The 19,506-nt window shown below is 32.7% G+C and carries 17 protein-coding genes; 11 read left to right on the top strand and 6 right to left on the bottom strand.

Translation table 11 applies throughout. From position 1 onward, the window contains the following. Nucleotides 1-156: 156 nt before the first annotated feature. Entirely contained in the window at nt 157-825 is a 669-nt protein-coding gene (mnmD, locus tag ASD98_RS07765) for a tRNA (5-methylaminomethyl-2-thiouridine)(34)-methyltransferase MnmD (RefSeq protein ID WP_056203272.1), read from the bottom strand. A gap of 311 nt (nt 826-1,136) precedes the next feature. On the opposite strand from mnmD, the gene ASD98_RS07760 reads away from it, so the two are divergent. Further along, nucleotides 1,137-2,207, top strand: a complete 1,071-nt coding sequence (locus tag ASD98_RS07760) for a branched-chain amino acid aminotransferase (protein ID WP_056202352.1) — start codon at nt 1,137-1,139, stop codon at nt 2,205-2,207. A gap of 61 nt (nt 2,208-2,268) precedes the next feature. On the opposite strand, the gene ASD98_RS07755 is transcribed toward ASD98_RS07760, so the two are convergent. Further along, nucleotides 2,269-2,649 carry a nucleoside triphosphate pyrophosphohydrolase family protein gene (locus ASD98_RS07755; RefSeq protein ID WP_053471798.1) on the bottom strand — a complete coding sequence of 127 codons (381 nt, stop codon included), beginning with the start codon at nt 2,647-2,649 and terminating at the stop codon, nt 2,269-2,271. A 343-nt stretch (nt 2,650-2,992) separates the two neighbouring features. Between ASD98_RS07755 and ASD98_RS07745 the strand changes: the two genes are divergently transcribed. The 4 genes from ASD98_RS07745 to ASD98_RS07730 all read left to right on the top strand — a co-directional run bounded on the left by ASD98_RS07745 (nt 2,993) and on the right by ASD98_RS07730 (nt 5,792). After that, entirely contained in the window at nt 2,993-4,252 is a 1,260-nt protein-coding gene (locus ASD98_RS07745; RefSeq protein WP_056202346.1) for a transcriptional regulator, read from the top strand. Nucleotides 4,253-4,328: 76 nt separating this feature from the next. Then, complete coding sequence (locus ASD98_RS07740) at nt 4,329-4,871, top strand: RNA polymerase sigma factor (protein WP_056202342.1); 543 nt, start codon at nt 4,329-4,331, stop codon at nt 4,869-4,871. Nucleotides 4,872-4,904: 33 nt separating this feature from the next. Continuing rightward, the gene (locus tag ASD98_RS07735; protein ID WP_056202340.1) at nt 4,905-5,318 is read left to right on the top strand and encodes a hypothetical protein; all 414 of its coding nucleotides are present in this window, start codon (nt 4,905-4,907) and stop codon (nt 5,316-5,318) included. Between the two features lie 18 nt (nt 5,319-5,336). Next, entirely contained in the window at nt 5,337-5,792 is a 456-nt protein-coding gene (locus tag ASD98_RS07730) for a hypothetical protein (protein ID WP_053471803.1), read from the top strand. Between the two features lie 73 nt (nt 5,793-5,865). On the opposite strand, the gene ASD98_RS07725 is transcribed toward ASD98_RS07730, so the two are convergent. Further along, entirely contained in the window at nt 5,866-6,927 is a 1,062-nt protein-coding gene (locus ASD98_RS07725) for a hypothetical protein (RefSeq protein ID WP_056202337.1), read from the bottom strand. A 237-nt stretch (nt 6,928-7,164) separates the two neighbouring features. Here ASD98_RS07725 and ASD98_RS07720 point away from each other — a divergent pair, with 237 nt between their 5' ends. From ASD98_RS07720 to ASD98_RS07710, 3 genes are all read left to right on the top strand, one after another. After that, the gene (locus ASD98_RS07720; RefSeq protein ID WP_056202333.1) at nt 7,165-8,478 is read left to right on the top strand and encodes a hypothetical protein; all 1,314 of its coding nucleotides are present in this window, start codon (nt 7,165-7,167) and stop codon (nt 8,476-8,478) included. A 132-nt stretch (nt 8,479-8,610) separates the two neighbouring features. Then, complete coding sequence (locus tag ASD98_RS07715) at nt 8,611-10,590, top strand: KUP/HAK/KT family potassium transporter (protein ID WP_056202330.1); 1,980 nt, start codon at nt 8,611-8,613, stop codon at nt 10,588-10,590. 147 nt (nt 10,591-10,737) lie between these two features. Next, nucleotides 10,738-11,955: an RsmB/NOP family class I SAM-dependent RNA methyltransferase gene (locus ASD98_RS07710; protein WP_056202326.1), complete on the top strand. Its 1,218-nt coding sequence runs from the start codon at nt 10,738-10,740 to the stop codon at nt 11,953-11,955. A 350-nt stretch (nt 11,956-12,305) separates the two neighbouring features. On the opposite strand, the gene ASD98_RS07705 is transcribed toward ASD98_RS07710, so the two are convergent. Both ASD98_RS07705 and ASD98_RS07700 read right to left on the bottom strand, forming a co-directional pair. Continuing rightward, nucleotides 12,306-13,346, bottom strand: a complete 1,041-nt coding sequence (locus ASD98_RS07705) for an AMP-binding protein (protein ID WP_056202323.1) — start codon at nt 13,344-13,346, stop codon at nt 12,306-12,308. Between the two features lie 7 nt (nt 13,347-13,353). Beyond that, complete coding sequence (locus ASD98_RS07700; protein WP_056202321.1) at nt 13,354-14,307, bottom strand: CPBP family intramembrane glutamic endopeptidase; 954 nt, start codon at nt 14,305-14,307, stop codon at nt 13,354-13,356. Nucleotides 14,308-14,422: 115 nt separating this feature from the next. Between ASD98_RS07700 and arsC the strand changes: the two genes are divergently transcribed. Continuing rightward, complete coding sequence (gene arsC / locus ASD98_RS07695) at nt 14,423-14,767, top strand: arsenate reductase (glutaredoxin) (protein WP_056202318.1); 345 nt, start codon at nt 14,423-14,425, stop codon at nt 14,765-14,767. A 92-nt stretch (nt 14,768-14,859) separates the two neighbouring features. Beyond that, complete coding sequence (locus ASD98_RS07690) at nt 14,860-17,313, top strand: outer membrane beta-barrel family protein (protein WP_056202315.1); 2,454 nt, start codon at nt 14,860-14,862, stop codon at nt 17,311-17,313. A gap of 161 nt (nt 17,314-17,474) precedes the next feature. Here ASD98_RS07690 and ASD98_RS24340 read toward each other — a convergent pair whose 3' ends face one another. Beyond that, nucleotides 17,475-17,654, bottom strand: coding sequence for a hypothetical protein (locus ASD98_RS24340; RefSeq protein WP_056202312.1), 180 nt, complete (start codon nt 17,652-17,654; stop codon nt 17,475-17,477). A 346-nt stretch (nt 17,655-18,000) separates the two neighbouring features. Here ASD98_RS24340 and fumC point away from each other — a divergent pair, with 346 nt between their 5' ends. Next, the gene (gene fumC, locus ASD98_RS07680; protein ID WP_056202310.1) at nt 18,001-19,386 is read left to right on the top strand and encodes a class II fumarate hydratase; all 1,386 of its coding nucleotides are present in this window, start codon (nt 18,001-18,003) and stop codon (nt 19,384-19,386) included. The last annotated feature ends 120 nt before the right edge of the window (nt 19,387-19,506 follow it).

Raw genomic sequence — 19,506 nt, 5'->3', positions numbered from 1 at the left:
ATAAGATTTTTGGGGGTTATCTATATTTTTAAACTCGCACCAAATGTAAACATTAATCACATATAAAGTTTCTTTTTAACTTATTTTTTTAAAAACTTTATCAACGAATACGTTTTCTTAGTGCACATAAATCAATATAGAACCATTCTAAACAACTCAATTATACCTTTTAAAGGCTCTAAACATTTCTCGTTTTCCCGGCGGGCCTGCCAATTTTTCGACTGTAAATCCAACAGAAATCATGCTTCTTTTAACAACTCCGCGGGCTGCATAAGTAACAAGGACTCCATTAGGTTTTAAACTATTATACATTTTCTGAAAAATTTCAGTACTCCAAAGCTCCGGCTGCACGCGATATCCGAAGGCATCAAAGTAAATCAAATCAAAAATCTCAAAATCGTTTATTTCATCAAAAAATTGTTTCCTTTTGGTTAACGAGAATTGGCTGCTAATTTCGTTTTTCTCATTCCATTCCGTTTTATGCATTTTCTTGAAAATGTTCTCAAATTTCAATGCCTCAAGTTCAGCAACATAATTCATTCCTAAAATTTCTTCTGCATTTACAGGATAGGCTTCTACTCCAACATAATCAATTTGCTGCTGCTTATGTTCTGATTCTAAAAAAGTTATAAAAGCATTCAAACCGGTTCCAAAACCAATTTCAAGAATAGAAACCGGATTATTATCAAATAAGGACAAACCATTTTTTATAAATACGTGTTTTGCTTCTTGTATTGCCCCGTGTTTTGAATGGTAACTTTCGTTCCATTCTTCTAAATGAATTGTGGTTGAACCATCTAGCGTTTTAATTATTTCTCTTTTCACAATTTTCGAATTTTGCAATGGATAATTATCGATTTGTAACCCATTTTCTAAGTCAAATTTACTCAAAACAAATGCGTAAAGCCTTAAAAAATGATAGTTTTTTCATAAATTCCTTATAAAACTCTGCAAAAATTTTAGGTTTATTATAAGATAAATAAATCTCAGTTAAACATAGGAATTAATGCAGTTTTACCAAGCAAATTATATATTTTTCCGTAATTTTGCATTTAAGAAAACCTATTCTTCATCAGATCATTACGTTATATTTTCATCTGATAAGAATACCAATTAGATAAAAACTTTACATAATTATGAGTACAACTCAAACAAGCAAAATTGAAATCAGAAAAGCTACTTCGTCTAAGATAAGTTCTGTAGACTTTGAAAACTTAAGCTTTGGTGCTGTATTTACAGACCATTTATTTGAATGTGATTACAAAAACGGACAGTGGCAGACTCCGGTCATTAAGCCTTATGCACCGATTTTAATGGATCCTTCTTCAAAAGTCTTTCATTATGGACAAGCGATTTTTGAAGGAATGAAAGCTTATAAAGATGAAAATAATGATGTTTGGTTGTTTAGACCTGATGAAAACTACAAACGTTTCAACAATTCTGCTGTACGTATGGCTATGCCTGAAGTACCGGAAGATATATTTTTGGAAGGTTTAAATGAGTTATTAAAAATTGATCAGGAATGGATTCAAAGAGGAAACGGAGCAAGTATGTATATCCGTCCTTTTATGATTGCTACTGGTCCCGGGGTTATTGCAAATCCGTCTGACGAATATAAATTCATGATTTTACTTTCTCCTGCAAAATCGTATTATGGAGGTGAAGTAAAAGTAATTATTGCTGAACATTACAGCAGAGCTGCAAATGGTGGAATTGGCGCTGCAAAAGCTGCCGGAAACTATGCTGCGCAGTTTTACCCAACTAACTTGGCAAACAAAGAAGGTTTCCAACAAGTTATCTGGACAGATGATGCAACGCATACAAAACTGGAAGAAGCAGGAACAATGAACGTTTTCTTCAGAATCAATGATACTTTATTAACAGCTCCAACAAGCGAAAGAATTTTAGATGGTATTACCAGAAAAAGTTTAATTACGATGGCTGAAAAAGAAGGATTGAATGTTGAAGTTCGCCCCGTAATTGTTTCAGAATTAGTCGAAGCTGCTAAAAACGGATCATTAAAAGAAATCTTCGGAGCTGGAACTGCTGCGGTTATCAGCGTAATCAAAGGATTCTCTTATAAAGATGAATATTTTGAATTAGCTCCAATCGAGAATTCATACGCTTCTTTCTTAAAAGAAAAACTAACAAGTCTTCAAAATAAACTTTCTGAAGATACTTATGGATGGACAGTTAAAGTTCAATAATCCAAAAGTCAGAATAATAAAAACAAACCCGATAAATTTAAAATTTATCGGGTTTTCTATTTTATAACAACTTCGAAAAATCAGGTTTAAAGTAATTTGGTCCCTTCATTACTTTCCCGTCTTCACGGTAAATTGGTTTTCCATCTTCTCCAAGTTTACTCATATTACTGCGTTGGATTTCATCAAAAACCGCTTCAATTTTATCTTGTAAACCATGTTCTATAATTGTTCCGCATAAAATGTACATCATATCACCAAGAGCGTCAGCAATTTCGACTAAGTCATTATTCTGTACTGCCTCAAGATATTCTTCGTTTTCTTCTTTCATTAAATTATAACGAAGCAGTTTTTTAGTTTCTCCCAAATCAGCAATTGGAGTCTGGCTGTGACCTATTTTAAAAGCAGTATGAAATTCAGTTACCGCATCAAGTTGTTTTTTCATGTTTTTATTCTATTAAATGAGACGGCAAATTAGCAACAAATCGTATACAATTCTCTAAATTTGTCAAAAATAATTTTTAAGTATGTTTAGTCAAGGACAATTAATATTCGGGCTCTGTTTTTTTATTGCATTTGTAATCGTAATGATTTTCGCTTACCGCAAAGATCTTGCACTTCACAAAGTTTTTTACAAAGGGAATTATAAAGTATTACTTGTATTTCTTCTTTTTATTGCTCTTTTATTTGTCATCAAAATCTTTTTAAAGAGATAATACAATCTATTATTTTTAGTTATTAGTTTAGACTCCCAAGAAAATTTATAACTTTACGAAAAACCTGCACCAATGAAGATTCTAAAATATTTATTTCTTTTACTTTTATTAAGTTTAGTTGCTCTTACCGTTTTTGTTGCTACCCAAAAAGGGATTTTTTCTGTTGAAAGAAGCAAAGTAATCAATTCGCCAAAGGCAACTGTATATAATTATGTAAATGACTTTAGAAATTACGAAGATTTCGAATCCTGGGCAGTTGAAGATCCGTCTTTAAAGTTTACTTTCCCAAATAAAACCACTGGCAACGGAGGTTCATTTTATTGGTCTGGCGAAGAAGGAGCCGGAAATGCCATTACCCTAAAAACAAAAGACGGAGAAAGTATTGAACAAAAAATGAAATACGACGGCACAGAAGCTGATGTAGCCTGGACTTTTAAAGATACTCTTGCAGGAAAAACAAAAGTGACCTGGAAAGCAAAAGGAACAATGAGCTTTTTGTTTAAAATATATGCTGCATTAAATGGAGGTTCAGATAAAGTTATTGGTACTATTTACGAAAAAAGCCTTGCAAACATTGACAAAAACCTTGATTACGAAACAAAAACTTACGCAGTTCAAGTAGACGGAGTGGTTAAAAAAACCGAGACTCCATATATCAAGCAGACATTTACAAGCGAGATTTCTAAGATTAATAAAAATGCCAGAATTGTAATTCCGAAATTGATTCATTTTAGCGAAACCAATGATTTAAGTGCAAACGGAAAACCTTTTATTATTTATCACACTTATGATACTGCAAAAGGATTGGCTAAAATTTCAATTTGTTTACCTATTAATAAAGAAATTTCGATTAGCGCGGGAAGTGATATTTTATCAGGAAAATTAAATGGTTTTGATGCTGTTAAAACAACTTTAAAAGGAGATTATACGCATACAAGTGAAGCTATTGCAAAAACAACAGCTTATATCAACAATCAGAAAATTATACCTGAATTAGGATGGTCACATCTTGAAATCCTATCTGTAAGCAAATTAGATGTAAAAAGCCCGTCTAAATTAGTTACAGAAATTTATTTCCCAATTAAACCAAAAGTTGTTCCTGCTTCTGCAATAACACCTGTTACATCGCCAGCTTCTTATCAAGCTGAAACAGAAACCGACGCATCCGGAACAACAACTCCGGCGGCAACTGCACCAAAACCAGCAACTCAAAAACCAGCAACTCAAAAACCAGCAACTCAAAAACCTGCAGTGCAAAAACCAGCTACACAAAAACCTGCGACACCAGCGACAACAACTCCTGCTAAAACAGAAGAAGACTCTGAATTTTAATTTTTTTTTAAGGTGGATTAAACCTTTTGTTTAAAATTCATTCTAAGTTAATATAAGGATTGATAAATCAAGAAGTTTGATCGACGAGAAGGAATTTATACAACAATTATTAGATCCTAAAACGCAGAACACAGCGTTTCAAAAACTCATATCTGATTATCAAAAACCATTGTATTGTCATATTCGAAATATTGTTTTGAATCATGATGATGCAGACGATGTTTTGCAAAATACTTTTGTAAAGGTATTTCAATACTTAAAAAACTTCAAGGGAGAAAGTAAACTCTTTTCCTGGATGTATCGAATTGCGACAAACGAAGCTTTGACTTTTTTAAATCAGAAAGCAAAATTAAAAGGTATAACTTCTGAAGATTTACAAAACAAAACGATCGACAATCTAAAATCAGATGTTTATTTTGATGGAGATGAAATCCAGATCAAACTTCAAAAAGCAATAGTTACACTGCCCGAAAAGCAGCAGCTGGTTTTTAAGATGAAATATTTCGAGGAATTAAAATACGAAGAAATCGCAGAAATCCTTGGTACATCCGTGGGTGCATTAAAAGCATCTTATCATCATGCGGTGAAAAAAATTGAATTATATGTTACATCAAATTAAACCTTTTATAGCAAATCTTATCTTACAGACATTATGAAAGAATTTAAATTAGAAAACGAACCGAAAGTAAAATCAGGATTTAAAACTCCGGATCATTATTTTGATACTCTTTCGGCAAAAGTTTTAGAACAGATTAATGAAAGAGAAGTAAAAGTAATTCCTCTTTATAAACGCAAAAAAGTTGTTTCGATAGCTGCTGCGGCTGCGGTTTTTATTGCCTTTTTAATCCCAACTGCAAATCATTATTATAAAGCATCAAAAGAACTTGACGAAGCAACGTTAGAAACATATTTAACTTATCAATCGAATTTAAATCAATACGATTTAATTAAAGAGTTAGATACTAAAGATATTGACAAATTAAATAAAAATGTAGCCCTTGAGGAAGAGACTTTAGAGGATATTTTGGCTACAAATCCTAATATTGAAAATTTAATTTCTGAATAAAAACAAAATTATACAAATATGAAAATCAAAAATATATTAGCATTACTTCTGTTTTTAGTTACTTTTTCATTTTATGCTCAAAATGATAAAACAGATGAAAAACGTGAAAAAATTAAAGCTTTTAAGGTTTCGTTTTTGACTACAGAACTTGAGCTTACACCTACAGAAGCGGAGAAATTTTGGCCAATTTACAATGCGTATGATGACAAACAATTTGAATTGCGCCATGATAAAATGAAAACGTATCTGAAAAAATTAGATGATGATAACATAAATTCAATTTCAGAGAAAGAAGCTACTACATTGTTATCTCAAATTGAATGTACAGATAAAGAGTTGTATCTTTTACGTGAAAAGTTTATGACAAACATAAAAAAGGTATTACCGGCAAAAAAGATATTAAAGCTTAAAAAATCTGAAGATGATTTTAACCGAAAATTATTAAAACAATATCGGGATAAAGCAGGAAAATAAATTGCCTTACGAAACAACAGTGATAAGAACCCTATATAATAATACTTACTTTATTATTTAGGGTTCTTATTTTTTATTTAAAGTTTAGTCGAACTACTTTATTGTATCCCGCAGCAATTGCAGTATTTCTGTTAACGAAACGAATTGTAAAAAGCTTTGTATCTGTAGATAATTGTGTCCAGTTTTCACCTCCATTTTGAGAATACTGTACTCCTTCAGAACCCACACAAATAATTTCTTTACCATTTCCACCCGGAACATATTGTATGCATGAAGCATATCCAAAACCCATATCCTGACCAATTAATTCCCATGTTTTTCCACCATCTTTGGTAAAAGCCTTATTACCTGATTTTTTGTTTGGAAGGTCATAATCACCACCTGCTATAAAACCATGTTTTGCATCATAAAAATCGGCTGTATAAATCCCCGTCATAGCTTTTCCCTGAACAATTGGAGTTTCAACTACTTTCCATGTTTTTGCTTTATCGGGAGAATAAAAAACACGTGCTTTTTTTCCACCGGAAACCAGCCAGGTATCGTCTCCTTTTACCACTATATTGGTGTTACTTGCGGCAAAAGCTGCTTCACCGGTTGCGTTTGTAGGCAATTTATCAGACAATAATTTTGTCCATGTTTCTCCTCCATCACGAGTTACAATTACAGAGAAAGTATCTTCTGTAGGGTCTCCAATTGCAATTCCTTCTTTATCATTCCAAAATTGCATACTGTCATAAAAAACCTTTGCATTAACTTCTTTATAAACTAACTTAACCTTATGATCTTTTTTAGAAACCGAATAAAGCAACGCAGGATTGGAAACACTTAACAAAAAAATGTTTTTTGAATTTTGTGCAATACTTCTAAATTCTAATTTTAACGTATCACGATAAATATGTTCTTCAAATTTTTCTTTCTTACTTAAATCGTAATAGCCAAAACGTGAGTTATCTCCTCCATACCAAACCTTATCTTTATCAATTAAGATTGCTCGTATGCTAATTTTATCCTGAAATAATGTATCGATTTTTACTGATATAAAACCACTATTATAAGCTTTTTTACTGCTGATATTAAGCGTTCTAAAAGACATTAATAAAATAAAAACACCAAAAAATAAAATTAGTTTTTTCATAAAAATTAAGATTTGTTCAATGCTAAAATACAATTATTTCTAACATCTCAAATATGTTTTGTTTATTTTCAGAAAATAATAATTTTTGGTATTTTTTGTTCAATCAAAATTCAATTACAATTCAACAAAAACATAACAAACTACAAACGTGTTGTTTACAAACCAAAACATCGAATATTAATTTATGGCACAGTAATTGGATATCTCCTATCACAAATAATTTAATATGATTTTATCATGAAAACGAAATTACTTTTAATAGCGGTTGTAGCATTAGTTTTTGGTTCATGCGGCGCACAAAGCCAAACTACTGTTTACGCAAAAAACTCAGATATAAGCGACAATTTAGATTTAAGAGCAGTTGCATCTATGTTTGGAGAATCTGCTAATCTTCAGGATTTTGAAAGAAGATTAAATGATCCTAAATATCAAATTTCAAACCTTGATTTAAACGGCGACGACGAGGTTGATTATTTACGTGTAATTGAATCTGTAGAAGACAGAACTCACGTTGTAATTATTCAGGCGGTTTTAGATCGTGATGTTTACCAAGATGTTGCTACGATTGATGTTGAAAGAGACAATTACAATAAAGTAAGCGTACAGGTTGTAGGTAATACTTATTTATATGGTGACAACTATATTTATGAGCCGGTATATAGTGTAGCTCCAGTAATTTATACTTCATTTTGGGTTACTAATTACAGACCATACTACTCAACCTGGTATTGGGGTTACTACCCTACTTATTATGCAGCATGGAGACCTTACCCTGTGTACAGATACAGAAACAATGTAAATGTTTGTATCAATGTTCACAACAATTACAATTATGTAAACACAAGAAGAAGTTACAGAGCTCCGGTTCTTTATGAGTCAAGACGTACTTATGGTTACGAAAGAATGAGACCAAATAATAGTTTTGCTCAAAGACATTCTAATGTAAGCAACAGATATGATTTAGATCAAAGAAGAGTAGCAAGCAGAGAAGCTAACAGAACTCAAAATACTTACAACTCTAACAGATCAAATTCAGGAAGAGTAACTTCTACAGAAAATAGAAATACAAACAGAGATTACAATAACAGCAACAGAAATAATTCTGACAGAAGTTATAACAACACGAATCGTGCAACAACTAACAGAGATAATGCCGCGACTGTAAATACCCCTGTAAGAACAGATAATACTCCGAGAACAGAGCCAAGAGCTGATTATAACAGAAATAACTCTACTGCTACTGCTCCGAGAGGAAACTCAGAAAACAGAAATTATTCTAACAGAACTTCTTCACAAACAAATGAAGCGCCTAGAAGTTATTCTGAAAACAGAGCAAGCAGACCAAATACAACTCAATCTGCTCCAGTTCAAAGAACGGAAACTCCAAGAAGCTACGAAAACAGATCAAGTTCTCAAAACAACTCAAACGCTTCAAGACCTCAAAGTGCTCCACAGCGTTCTGAATCACCAAGAGTGAGTCAGGAATCCAGAGCCAGCCAGCCACAAAGAGAAAGCAGTTCAAGCAATAGAGGCGGCGGAAGAAGAGGTTAAGAATATCTCAATTTATATTAAAAATTAAAAGCACAATTTGGGGATTGTGCTTTTTTTTATCTTTTTAATTATAATAGCTGCTAATTTGTTTTAAAACAGTAAATTTGCAACCGTCTTTTATTAAAAACATACATGAGCGCATCGCATAAAAACTTACATAGTAAGTTGTCTATTGGAGGTTTATTGATAACATTAGGGATTATTTATGGAGATATTGGTACGTCTCCATTGTATGTAATGAAAGCTATTCTTGGCGATCATACCATAAATGCTGACATTGTATTGGGAGGTATTTCCTGTGTTTTCTGGACTCTTACTTTACAAACTACAATAAAGTATGTTCTAATTACTTTAAGTGCCGATAATCATGGTGAAGGTGGAATTTTCGCATTATATGCATTAGTCAAAAAGACAAAAATTCAGTGGCTCATTGTGCCCGCCATTATTGGGGGAAGTGCCCTGCTTGCTGATGGTATTATAACACCACCCATTTCGATTTCATCTGCAGTTGAAGGTATTAGGGCATTCTATCCTACAATGGAAACGAAGACCATTATTTCTATTGTAATTACTATTCTTTTTATCTTATTTACCATACAGCAGTTTGGAACTAAGTTAGTTGGTAAGTTTTTCGCACCAATGATGCTTATTTGGTTTGCCATGCTTGGAACTTTAGGTATTATACAAATTATTCACTTCCCGGAAGTTATTAAAGCTATAAATCCTTACTACGCTTATCATTTACTTTCAGTTCATCCTGATGGTTTTTTTGTTCTTGGATTTGTATTTTTATGTACAACAGGAGCCGAAGCATTGTACTCAGATATGGGACACTGCGGTAGAAAAAACATTAGAATCAGCTGGATTTTTGTAAAAACTACTTTAGTATTAAACTACTTTGGTCAGGCTGCTTACTTAATTCATCATGAAGGAAGTACATTACAGCAATTGGGAGGAGAAAACGGAAATCCGTTTTACTTAATTATGCCGCATTGGTTTTTACCATTCGGAATTGTAGTCGCAACTTTAGCAGCTGTAATTGCATCTCAGGCTCTTATCAGCGGATCATTTACTTTGATAAATGAGGCAATGCGTTTGAATTTCTGGCCAAAGGTGAAAATTAAATATCCTACAGAAGTAAAAGGACAATTATATATTCCGTCAATTAACTGGTTATTGTTTTTTGGTTGTGTTGGAATTGTATTACACTTCGAAAAATCAGGAAATATGGAGCATGCTTATGGTTTAGCAATCATTTTATGCATGATCATGACAACCATTTTGCTGAACTATTATTTAATCATGAAACGTGTAAAACTATACTTCATGGTTCCGCTTATCACTATTTATTTATTGATTGAATTTAGTTTCTTGATTGCGAACATTACAAAATTTGCCGAAGGAGGTTACGTAACTTTAATCATTGCAACGCTTCTTATTTCGATAATGACAATTTGGTATTTGGCTAAGAAAATCAACAAAAGTTATACTAAAATCATCAAGATTGAGGATTATAAAAAGGTATTGGTTGAGTTGAGTAAAGATTTATCGATTCCGAAATATGCAACGCATTTAGTTTACATGACAAATGCAAACCGTGTTGACGAACTGGAGGAAAAAGTAATTTATTCGATTTTACAAAAACGTCCAAAAAGAGCTGATATTTATTGGTTTGTACACGTAAATATTCTTACTGAACCTTATAAAACGCAATATAAAGTTACCGAAATTGCCAAAGACGATATTTACAGAATCGATTTTAACTTAGGTTTTAGAGAGCCTACGAAAATCAATTTAATGTTTAGAGAAGTTATTCGTGACATGGTAAAACGCGGAGAAGTTGATATTACGAGCCGTTACGAATCTTTAAACAAAAACAACATTATTGGTGACTTTAAATTTGTATTGTCTGAGAAATTCTTATCAAATGACAATGACTTAAGATGGCACGAAAATATTATCATGAACTCTTACTTCTTCATTAAGAAACTGAGTTTATCTGAAGAAAGAGCTTTTGGATTAGACAGCAGCTCAGTAAAAATAGAAAAATTCCCGATGGTGCTTCATGCTCCTGAAAATATCGGATTGACAAGAATAACTACAAAAGAATAATCTGCTTGCAGAAATCTCTTCAGAAAAACACTCTTTTAAAACTTTATCAGAGTGTTTTTCTCTTTTAAAAGAAAGCTAAATAACAATCATAATTAAAAATTTAACTTTCAATCAATTAATAGTACCTTTGCAACTCAAATAATTAAAATGAGATTACACAGAAATTTAGTTTATACTACCATCGATTCTTTGAATGCAATTTTCAATGAAGGAGAATATGCCGATAAAGTGGTAGCAAGAGCATTAAAAAAAGACAAACGTTGGGGAAGTTCTGACAGGAAATTTGTTGCTGAAACGATATATGAAATTGTTCGCTGGAAACGTTTATATGCAGAAATTGCAGAAGTAAAAGAACCTTACGACAGAGACAATTTATGGAGAATGTTTGCGGTTTGGGCAGTTTTAAGAGGATATCCAATTCCGGATTGGAGACAATTAGAAGGAACTCCGGAAAGAAAAATAAAAGGTCGTTTTGACGAACTTTCAAAAGTTAGAGCTTTAAAAGAATCTATCCCGGACTGGATGGACGAATTAGGCGTTAAAGAACTTGGTGAAAAAGTTTGGGCAAAAGAAATTGCTGCTCAAAATCAGCCTGCAAAAGTTATTTTAAGAACTAACACACTTAAAGGCACTAAAGAAAACCTGAGAAACACGTTGATGGATTTAAATATTGAAACAGAATATTTAAAAGATCAGCCTGAAGCTTTAGTTTTAAAAGAAAGAGCAAATGTATTTTTAACAGATGCTTTTAAACAAGGACTTTTTGAAGTTCAGGATGCTAACTCACAATTAGTAGCTGGTTTCCTTGATGTTAAACCCGGAATGCGTGTTGTTGATACTTGCGCCGGAGCGGGTGGAAAAACATTGCATATTGCTTCTTTAATGGAAAACAAAGGACAATTGATTGCAATGGATTTGTACGAAAGTAAACTAAAACAATTAAAATTAAGAGCAAAAAGAAATGGTGCTTTTAATATTGAATACCGCATTATTGACACTACAAAAGTGATCAAAAAACTGCATGAAAAAGCAGATCGTGTTTTAATTGATGCGCCTTGCAGCGGTTTAGGAGTTTTAAAAAGAAACCCAGATTCTAAATGGAAATTACAACCTGAATTCATCGATAACATTCGTAAAGTTCAGAGCGAGGTTTTAGAAAGCTATTCTAAAATTGTAAAACCAGGCGGAAAATTAGTTTATGCAACCTGCTCTGTTTTACCATCTGAAAATCAGGAACAAGTAGAGAAATTCTTAAAAACAGATATCGGAAAAGAATTTACGTTTATTCAAGATCGTAAAATACTGGCTTCAGAATCTGGTTTTGATGGATTTTATATGGCATTACTAGAACGTAAAACAAAATAAAAATTTAATATTTTAAATTCCAAATTCCAATTTTATAGTTGGGGTTTGGAATTTTTATTTTTGGATATTTTACTTCCATAATTGTTTAGTCCCTACGGGACAATTTTATTGGTACTCATTTTTTTTCTACCAATATTTAACTCCTAACGGAGTTTAACTTAGGGTTTTAATATCTTTAAACATTTTACACTTTTTTGGAATATCTCGTAGAGATTAAATATCGGTTACATACGAAGGCGACATCAACACTAGTCCCGTATGGACTTAACACTACGCACAAAAAAAATCCCAAACCCCAACTATAAAATTGGAATTTGGAATTTAAAATATTGGATTTTTTATATATTTTCCTATCGTAAACTCGACTTACGCAATAATTTCCCGTTTTTGTTTTCCTTAAACTTCGGAACAAAAACAATTTCTTTTGGTCTTTCAAATTTTCCTAAAACATCAAAAAAGTCAGCAGAAAAATCATATTTTTCGCCTTCAATAACTAAAATTAGTTTTTCTCCTAAAACAGTATCAGGAACGCCAGTTACAAAAAAGCGATTACTGATTCTGCCAATTAATTTTGCTTCAATCTGCTCCGGAATCAACTTTACTCCTCCACTATTAATCACATTATCAATCCTTCCCAAAAATATAAATTGATTTTCGTTTACTAAATCAACTAAATCATTAGTAACAATTGGTTCTTCAGAAATTGAAGAAACATAAATTACCAGACAGCCGCGATCGTCTTTTTCGATTTTTACATTTGGCAGAATTGTAAAAGCAGTTTCTCCTACTCTTTTAGCCGCAATATGCGTTATCGTTTCGGTCATTCCGTACGTTTCGTAAATCTCTGTTTTAAATGGCAAAAGCTTCTCTATAAGGTCGCTGTCTGTTTTTGCTCCACCAATAATTAACTTTTTTATATTCTTTAATTTTTCAATAGAATTCTGAACCTGCAAAGGAACCATCGCAGCAAAATCGTATTGTTTATTATTATAAGCCAATGGTTCTATACTTGGAACTACAACATCCAGTTCTAAACCTAAAATTAAACTGCGAACCAGCATCATTTTTCCTGCAATAAACTGAGTTGGCAAGCAAAGCAAAGCTCTATTTCCAGGTTCTAAACCAAAAAAATCTCCTGTTGCTAATGCAGACTGAATCATGGCTTGCTTTTCTAATCTAACCAACTTAGGAAGTCCTGTTGTTCCAGAAGTTGTCATTTCGATATAATCTTTATGATCGAACCAATCCAGAAAAAACTCTCCAATGGCACGTTCATAAACATCGCCTTCTTTGATAAAACTATATCCAATGCGGCATAAATCTGCAGCATTTAAATGGTAGCCATCAAGTTTAAAATAATTATGTACATTTTTATGTGTTAAGTTTGGCATGATCCTGTTAGTTTAAATTTAAAAATTCTGATACTTCATTTTCTGATTCATCAATTTTACCTGTTAATTTCTCTTTCCAATTGGTCCATTTGTACTTTTTACTAAAAATGAAAAGCAAAATAGGATAAACGATCACAACCGGTAAAATAACATCTGCACCGGCAGAAGGATCTGACATATCTTTAAAAATAGAATGTGTCTGAAAAACAGACCAATCTGAAGTTACCAATAAAGCTCCAATAAGATTATTTGCAGCATGAAAGCCCAGAGCCAATTCCATTCCGTCATCCATTAAAGTAATAATTCCCAAAAACAATCCCGTTCCTATATAATAAACCATGATAATATATCCCATCTTGGTCACTTCGGGATTAAGAATGTGCATGGAACCAAATATCAGTGAAGTCATAACTAACGGAAACCATTTATTTTTGGCCAGGTTAGCAAAACCCTGCATCAAATATCCTCTAAAAACATATTCTTCTGTACTGGTTTGAATGGGAATCAAAATTGTTCCTATAACTGCTAAAATCAAAAAGGGAACTAATTTAAAATTCCAGACAAATTTTTCCGGAGATTGAAAATAAAGTACCAGAAAACTGATTACAGAAAATAAAGCCCAAAGCAGGAAAGAAAATAAAATCCTGTTCCAATCTACTTTTTTTCGTCCTGTTGTTACCGATAAAAGCGTTTGATGGTGCATATATTTTACGACGAAATATATTCCGGCAAAAGCAAAAACAAACGAAAGCATTACTAAAAATAAGGTAAGATTAGGCTCAAACATTTTTAAAGCCGAATCATTGTCGGTTGGGAAAACGGCATTTTCTTTAAAACTTTTATAAAGAACCGCAATAGAAAAAGGAATTTGACCTACAAATGAAGCTGTAATAATAAAAACAGATCCTAAAAGATATTTCCAAAAATGATTTTCAGGTTTAACTCCTTGCTCTAAAAACATATATTTAAATTTTTTGAAATGAGAATTCGATTTAAATAGGAAATCCTATTTTTGTTGTACTAAATAACGGCTCTTTTTAACAGATCTTATTCTAGCAGACTTTAAATATAAGAAAATGATACAAATTTACCATAATCCACGCTGTGGAAAATCGAGAAGCTGTTTGGCTTTTATTGAAGATACCAACCAAGAATATGAAATAATTCCTTATTTAACAGATACTCCCAGTTTTGAGGAATTAAAAAAACTTCTTAAAGAATTAAATATTCAGCCAAATGAATTGGTTCGAACCAAAGAAAAAATCTGGATTGAAAATTATAAAGGAAAAAAATTAAGCGATGACCAGACTATTCAGGCAATGGTAGATAATCCAATTTTAATAGAAAGACCTATCGTTGTAAAAGACGGAAAAGCTATTATTGGACGAGATTTGGATAAAGTTGCGGCTTTTTTAGACTGATTATAAAATAATCAATTAACATTTTTTTGTGATCTTTCTCTTTAAACCAAAAGGTACATTTGCCGTCTAAGAAGAAAAGAAACCAGAAAAAAATGAAACAAATCAATTTTGTTGTAATGCTCGTGCTGCTTTTTACAGGCTTTTACAACTATGCGCAACAAGGACCACCAGCAAGAAATAAAGTTAAGGTTACCGGAAAAGTTTTCGAAAAAGTAAGCAAGCAGCCGCTTGAATATGCTACTATTTCGATTATGGCTCCAAATGACACAAAAGTTATTGCCGGCGGAATAACCAATCCGAAAGGTGAATTTGAAGTAGCTGTTGCTCCGGGAACTTATGATATAAAAATAGAATTCATTTCGTTTAAATCAACAGAAATTAAACAAAAAAGTATTCAGGAAGACACCAATTTAGGTGTGGTAAATTTATCTGAAGATGCTGCACAATTAAATGAAGTTGTGGTTCGTGCTGAAAAATCTACCGTTGAAATTAAACTTGATAAAAAAGTTTACAATGTTGGTCAGGATATGATGGTAAAAGGCGGAACGGTAAGCGATGTTTTAGACAACGTCCCTTCTGTTTCTGTTGATACCGAAGGAAATGTAAGCTTAAGAGGAAGTGACAATATCCGAATTTTAATCGATGGAAGACCTTCAAACGCTATAAACGTTGCCGAAGCTTTACGTCAGCTTCCTGCGGATGCAATTGATAAAGTTGAAGTTATTACAAATCCATCTGCTCGTTATGACGCCGAAGGTGGATCAGGAATCATCAATATCATTCTTAAAAAAGGTAAAAATCAAGGTCTTAACGGAACCTTTATTGCTTCAACAGGAATTCCTGAAACATATGGTTTGAGTGCTAACTTAAATTACAAAACTGAAAAATTAAACTATTTCACTACAGCAGGTTATAACTACAGAACTAATGAAGGCGGTGGTTTAACAAACTCTCAATATTTTAATCCAGACGGCTCTACAAAAAGTTTTCTTGACGAAGATCGTGATACAAAAAGAATCAGAGATGGTTTTAATGCCAGAGCAGGTATAGAATGGACCATTGCACCAAACACTTTTTGGACAAACGCTATTAATTACCAAAAAAACACAGGTGAAGACAAAGATTTAATCAACTATAATAATTTTGATGCTGATCGTAATTTTACAGGAACTTCATATCGTTTAAACAATGCCGATACAGGAAGTGAAAATGTAGAATTCACTTCAAACTTAATCAAAAATTTCAACGATAAAGGACATAAACTTACTGCCGATCTTTCTATTTCAAGAAATACAGACGACAGTAATAGTATTATTGATGCTTCGCCAACTTATAATACTACCTTAAACGATCAAGTACAAAAACAAGTACAAGTACAAGCAGATTACGTTTTACCATTAGGAAAAGGAAGTCAGTTTGAAACAGGTTATAAAGGAAGTTTTGGAGATTTAGAAAACGAATATTATGTTACAGATGCTGCCAATCAAAAAGATCCTAATTTATCGAACAATCTTCAATATAAAGAAAACATTAACGCACTTTATGCATCGTATGGTTTCAAGGTAAATAAATTTTCTTATTTGTTTGGTTTACGTTGGGAAGATACCAATATCGAAGTTAATTTATTAGATACAAACGATTTCAATACTAAGAAATACAATAACTTGTTTCCAAGTGCTTTTGTAAGTTACGAAATCTCAGATCAAAGTAATTTTACGGCGAGTTACAGTAAGCGTTTATCAAGACCTAGAGGACGTTTCATGAACCCGGCAACAAATTACTCAAGTAACATTAATATTTTTCAGGGAAATCCGGACTTAGATCCATCCTTAACAGACAAATATGATGTAGGATATATTAAAAGATGGGACAAAGTAACTTTTAGTACTTCTGCTTATTTTGAAGACACAAAAGATGTTTTCAGTTTTGTTAGAACTCCAACCGGAGAATTAGTAAATGGAATACCGGTAATTTTAAGCCGACCTATCAATTTAGGAAAAGAACAAAAATTTGGTTTTGAATTTACATTCAATTATACTCCGTTTAAATGGTGGAAATTAAACAGTAATTTCAACTTTTTTAACGTAAAATCGACAGGAGAAAACAGTTATACAGATATTGTAACTGGCGACCTTATAGTACAAAATCTTGATAACCAAGCAAACTCTTGGTTTGCAAGAATCAATTCAAAAGTTACTTTACCATACAAAATTGACTGGCAGTTAACCGGAATGTATAATGGAGAACAAAAAACAGCTCAGGGTAAAAACCTTGGACAATTTGGTATGAATACTGCTCTTAGCAAAGATGTACTAAAAGACAAAGCAACAATTGCATTCAATATTAGCGATGTTTTCAATTCAAGAATCATGAAATCATATACTTATCTTGAAAATCAAATATCATACAGCGAAATGCAGTTCCGTAAACGTCAATTTAATTTATCATTTACGTATCGTTTCAATAAAGCAAAAGGTGAAAGAGACAAAAACGCACAGCCTAAAAATGATGGCGGCGGAGAAGGTGGCGGAGACTTTCCGGGATAACATAGGTTAAATTCCAATATTAAAAATTCCAAATTCCAATTTTTACACTTGGAATTTGGAATTTTTTATTGGAATTTATTTTTATTGGAATTTGGAATTTAAGTATTGAAATTTAATAAAAAAAAGGACTCGTTTTCACGGGTCCTTTTTTATGAAATCAATTAATATTTAACTGATTGTTCTTCTTGTCTTTTTTTAGCTCTCTTTTCTTTGAACATTTCCCAGCTAGCTCCCGTAACCCAATAAGATACGAAACCAACCAAGAAAAACATTAACCAAAACCCTATAGTTAGTATGGTTAAGAAAAGTAAAAAGCCTAAGTACTGTGAAAATTCAAACATGTTTTCCGGAATTTTTGAATGTTACCACAAATGTAGGCTATATATTTTTCCTCAGCAATAAAATCTAAATCAATTTTCATGAAATAACATTTATCCGTATATTTATACTCATTTTAAATAAGCTTTTTTTTCGATAAATTATTCAACTATCTAAATTAGAAGAACATGAGTGTTTTCAGGAGCTGAAACCTGCTGTCCACTATATCTTTTATGGTGAACCCCACCATAAAAGGATGCCGTTCCCATCAGGGCTAGGCCATCCTTTTTCAAAAGAACTTCATTTTTCAACTTAGAAATAAAAACCATTTTACAGAATACATTTTACAAACAACATATTTACAACAAAATGAAATACAGAATAGAAAAAGACACCATGGGCGAAGTTCAGGTCCCTGCCGATAAGTATTGGGGTGCGCAAACAGAACGTTCAAGAAATAATTTTAAAATTGGAAATTCAGGTTCGATGCCTCAGGAAATCATCGAAGGATTTGCTTATCTAAAAAAAGCCGCAGCTTATGCTAATTATGATTTGGGTGTTTTACCAATAGAAAAAAGAGATGCAATTGCTGCAGTCTGCGACGAAATTCTGGAAGGGAAATTAGACGATCAATTCCCACTTGTAATTTGGCAGACAGGTTCAGGCACGCAAAGCAACATGAACGTCAATGAAGTAATTGCCAATCGTGCTCAAGTTTTAAAAGGTTTTGAAATTGGCGAAGGCGAACAATTTATAAAAGCAAATGATGATGTAAATAAGTCACAGTCATCAAATGATACTTTCCCAACCGGAATGCACATTGCAGCTTACAAAATGGTGGTAGAAACTACCATTCCGGGAGTTGAAAAACTACACGCTACTTTAGTAAAAAAAGCTGCTGAATTTAAGGACGTTGTAAAAATTGGCCGTACGCACTTAATGGATGCAACGCCTTTAACACTTGGACAAGAAATTTCAGGTTATGCAGCTCAATTAGCTTTTGGATTAAAAGCGCTTAAAAATACTTTAGCCCATTTATCTGAAATTGCTTTGGGAGGAACCGCAGTTGGAACGGGATTAAATACACCAAAAGGTTACGACGTTAAAGTTGCGGAATACATCGCTCAATTTACTAAACATCCTTTTATTACTGCCGAAAATAAATTTGAAGCTTTAGCAGCGCACGATGCTATTGTTGAAACGCACGGAGCATTAAAACAATTGGCTGTTTCACTAAACAAAATTGCTAATGATGTTAGAATGTTAGCTTCGGGTCCTCGTTCAGGAATTGGAGAAATTCATATTCCGGAAAACGAACCAGGGTCATCTATTATGCCCGGAAAAGTAAATCCAACACAATGTGAAGCTTTAACAATGGTTTGCGCTCAGATTATCGGAAACGATATGGCAATTGCGGTTGGCGGAATGCAGGGACATTATGAATTGAATGTTTTTAAACCAGTAATGGCTGCAAACTTTCTTCAATCGGCGCGTTTACTTGGAGACGCTTGTGTTTCTTTTGACGAACATTGCGCACAGGGAATCGAACCAAATCACAAACGTATTAAAGAATTAGTAGATAATTCTCTGATGCTTGTAACGGCTTTAAACACAAAAATTGGTTATTACAAAGCTGCCGAAATTGCTCAAACCGCTCACAAAAACGGAACAACGCTAAAAGAAGAAGCGGTTCGTTTAGGCTATGTTTCCCCAGAAGATTTTGATGCCTGGGTAAAACCGGAAGAAATGGTGTAATTTTAAGTTAAGAGTTATGAATTATGAGTTATGAGTTATGAGTTTTGCTCATTGTTAAATGTAAAAAAAGTTAAAAACATAATGTTTTTAACTTTTTGTTTTTTAAGATAATTATGAATT

Source organism: Flavobacterium sp. Root186 (genome assembly GCF_001428525.1).
Taxonomy (GTDB): domain Bacteria; phylum Bacteroidota; class Bacteroidia; order Flavobacteriales; family Flavobacteriaceae; genus Flavobacterium.
Note: the sequence above shows the minus strand (reverse complement) of the source record. Positions and strands in the feature narration are given on the sequence as shown.

Bases quoted from the DNA above. Each gene is read 5' to 3' on its own strand.
- arsC (WP_056202318.1), top strand. From the start codon at position 14,423: ATGATACAAATTTACCATAATCCACGCTGTGGAAAATCGAGAAGCTGT.
- ASD98_RS07715 (WP_056202330.1), top strand. From the start codon at position 8,611: ATGAGCGCATCGCATAAAAACTTACATAGTAAGTTGTCTATTGGAGGT.
- ASD98_RS07720 (WP_056202333.1), top strand. From the start codon at position 7,165: ATGAAAACGAAATTACTTTTAATAGCGGTTGTAGCATTAGTTTTTGGT.
- ASD98_RS07710 (WP_056202326.1), top strand. From the start codon at position 10,738: ATGAGATTACACAGAAATTTAGTTTATACTACCATCGATTCTTTGAAT.
- ASD98_RS07700 (WP_056202321.1), bottom strand. From the start codon at position 14,307: ATGTTTTTAGAGCAAGGAGTTAAACCTGAAAATCATTTTTGGAAATAT.
- ASD98_RS07690 (WP_056202315.1), top strand. From the start codon at position 14,860: ATGAAACAAATCAATTTTGTTGTAATGCTCGTGCTGCTTTTTACAGGC.
- ASD98_RS07760 (WP_056202352.1), top strand. From the start codon at position 1,137: ATGAGTACAACTCAAACAAGCAAAATTGAAATCAGAAAAGCTACTTCG.
- fumC (WP_056202310.1), top strand. From the start codon at position 18,001: ATGAAATACAGAATAGAAAAAGACACCATGGGCGAAGTTCAGGTCCCT.
- ASD98_RS07755 (WP_053471798.1), bottom strand. From the start codon at position 2,649: ATGAAAAAACAACTTGATGCGGTAACTGAATTTCATACTGCTTTTAAA.
- ASD98_RS24340 (WP_056202312.1), bottom strand. From the start codon at position 17,654: ATGTTTGAATTTTCACAGTACTTAGGCTTTTTACTTTTCTTAACCATA.
- ASD98_RS07730 (WP_053471803.1), top strand. From the start codon at position 5,337: ATGAAAATCAAAAATATATTAGCATTACTTCTGTTTTTAGTTACTTTT.
- ASD98_RS07745 (WP_056202346.1), top strand. From the start codon at position 2,993: ATGAAGATTCTAAAATATTTATTTCTTTTACTTTTATTAAGTTTAGTT.
- ASD98_RS07725 (WP_056202337.1), bottom strand. From the start codon at position 6,927: ATGAAAAAACTAATTTTATTTTTTGGTGTTTTTATTTTATTAATGTCT.
- ASD98_RS07705 (WP_056202323.1), bottom strand. From the start codon at position 13,346: ATGCCAAACTTAACACATAAAAATGTACATAATTATTTTAAACTTGAT.
- ASD98_RS07735 (WP_056202340.1), top strand. From the start codon at position 4,905: ATGAAAGAATTTAAATTAGAAAACGAACCGAAAGTAAAATCAGGATTT.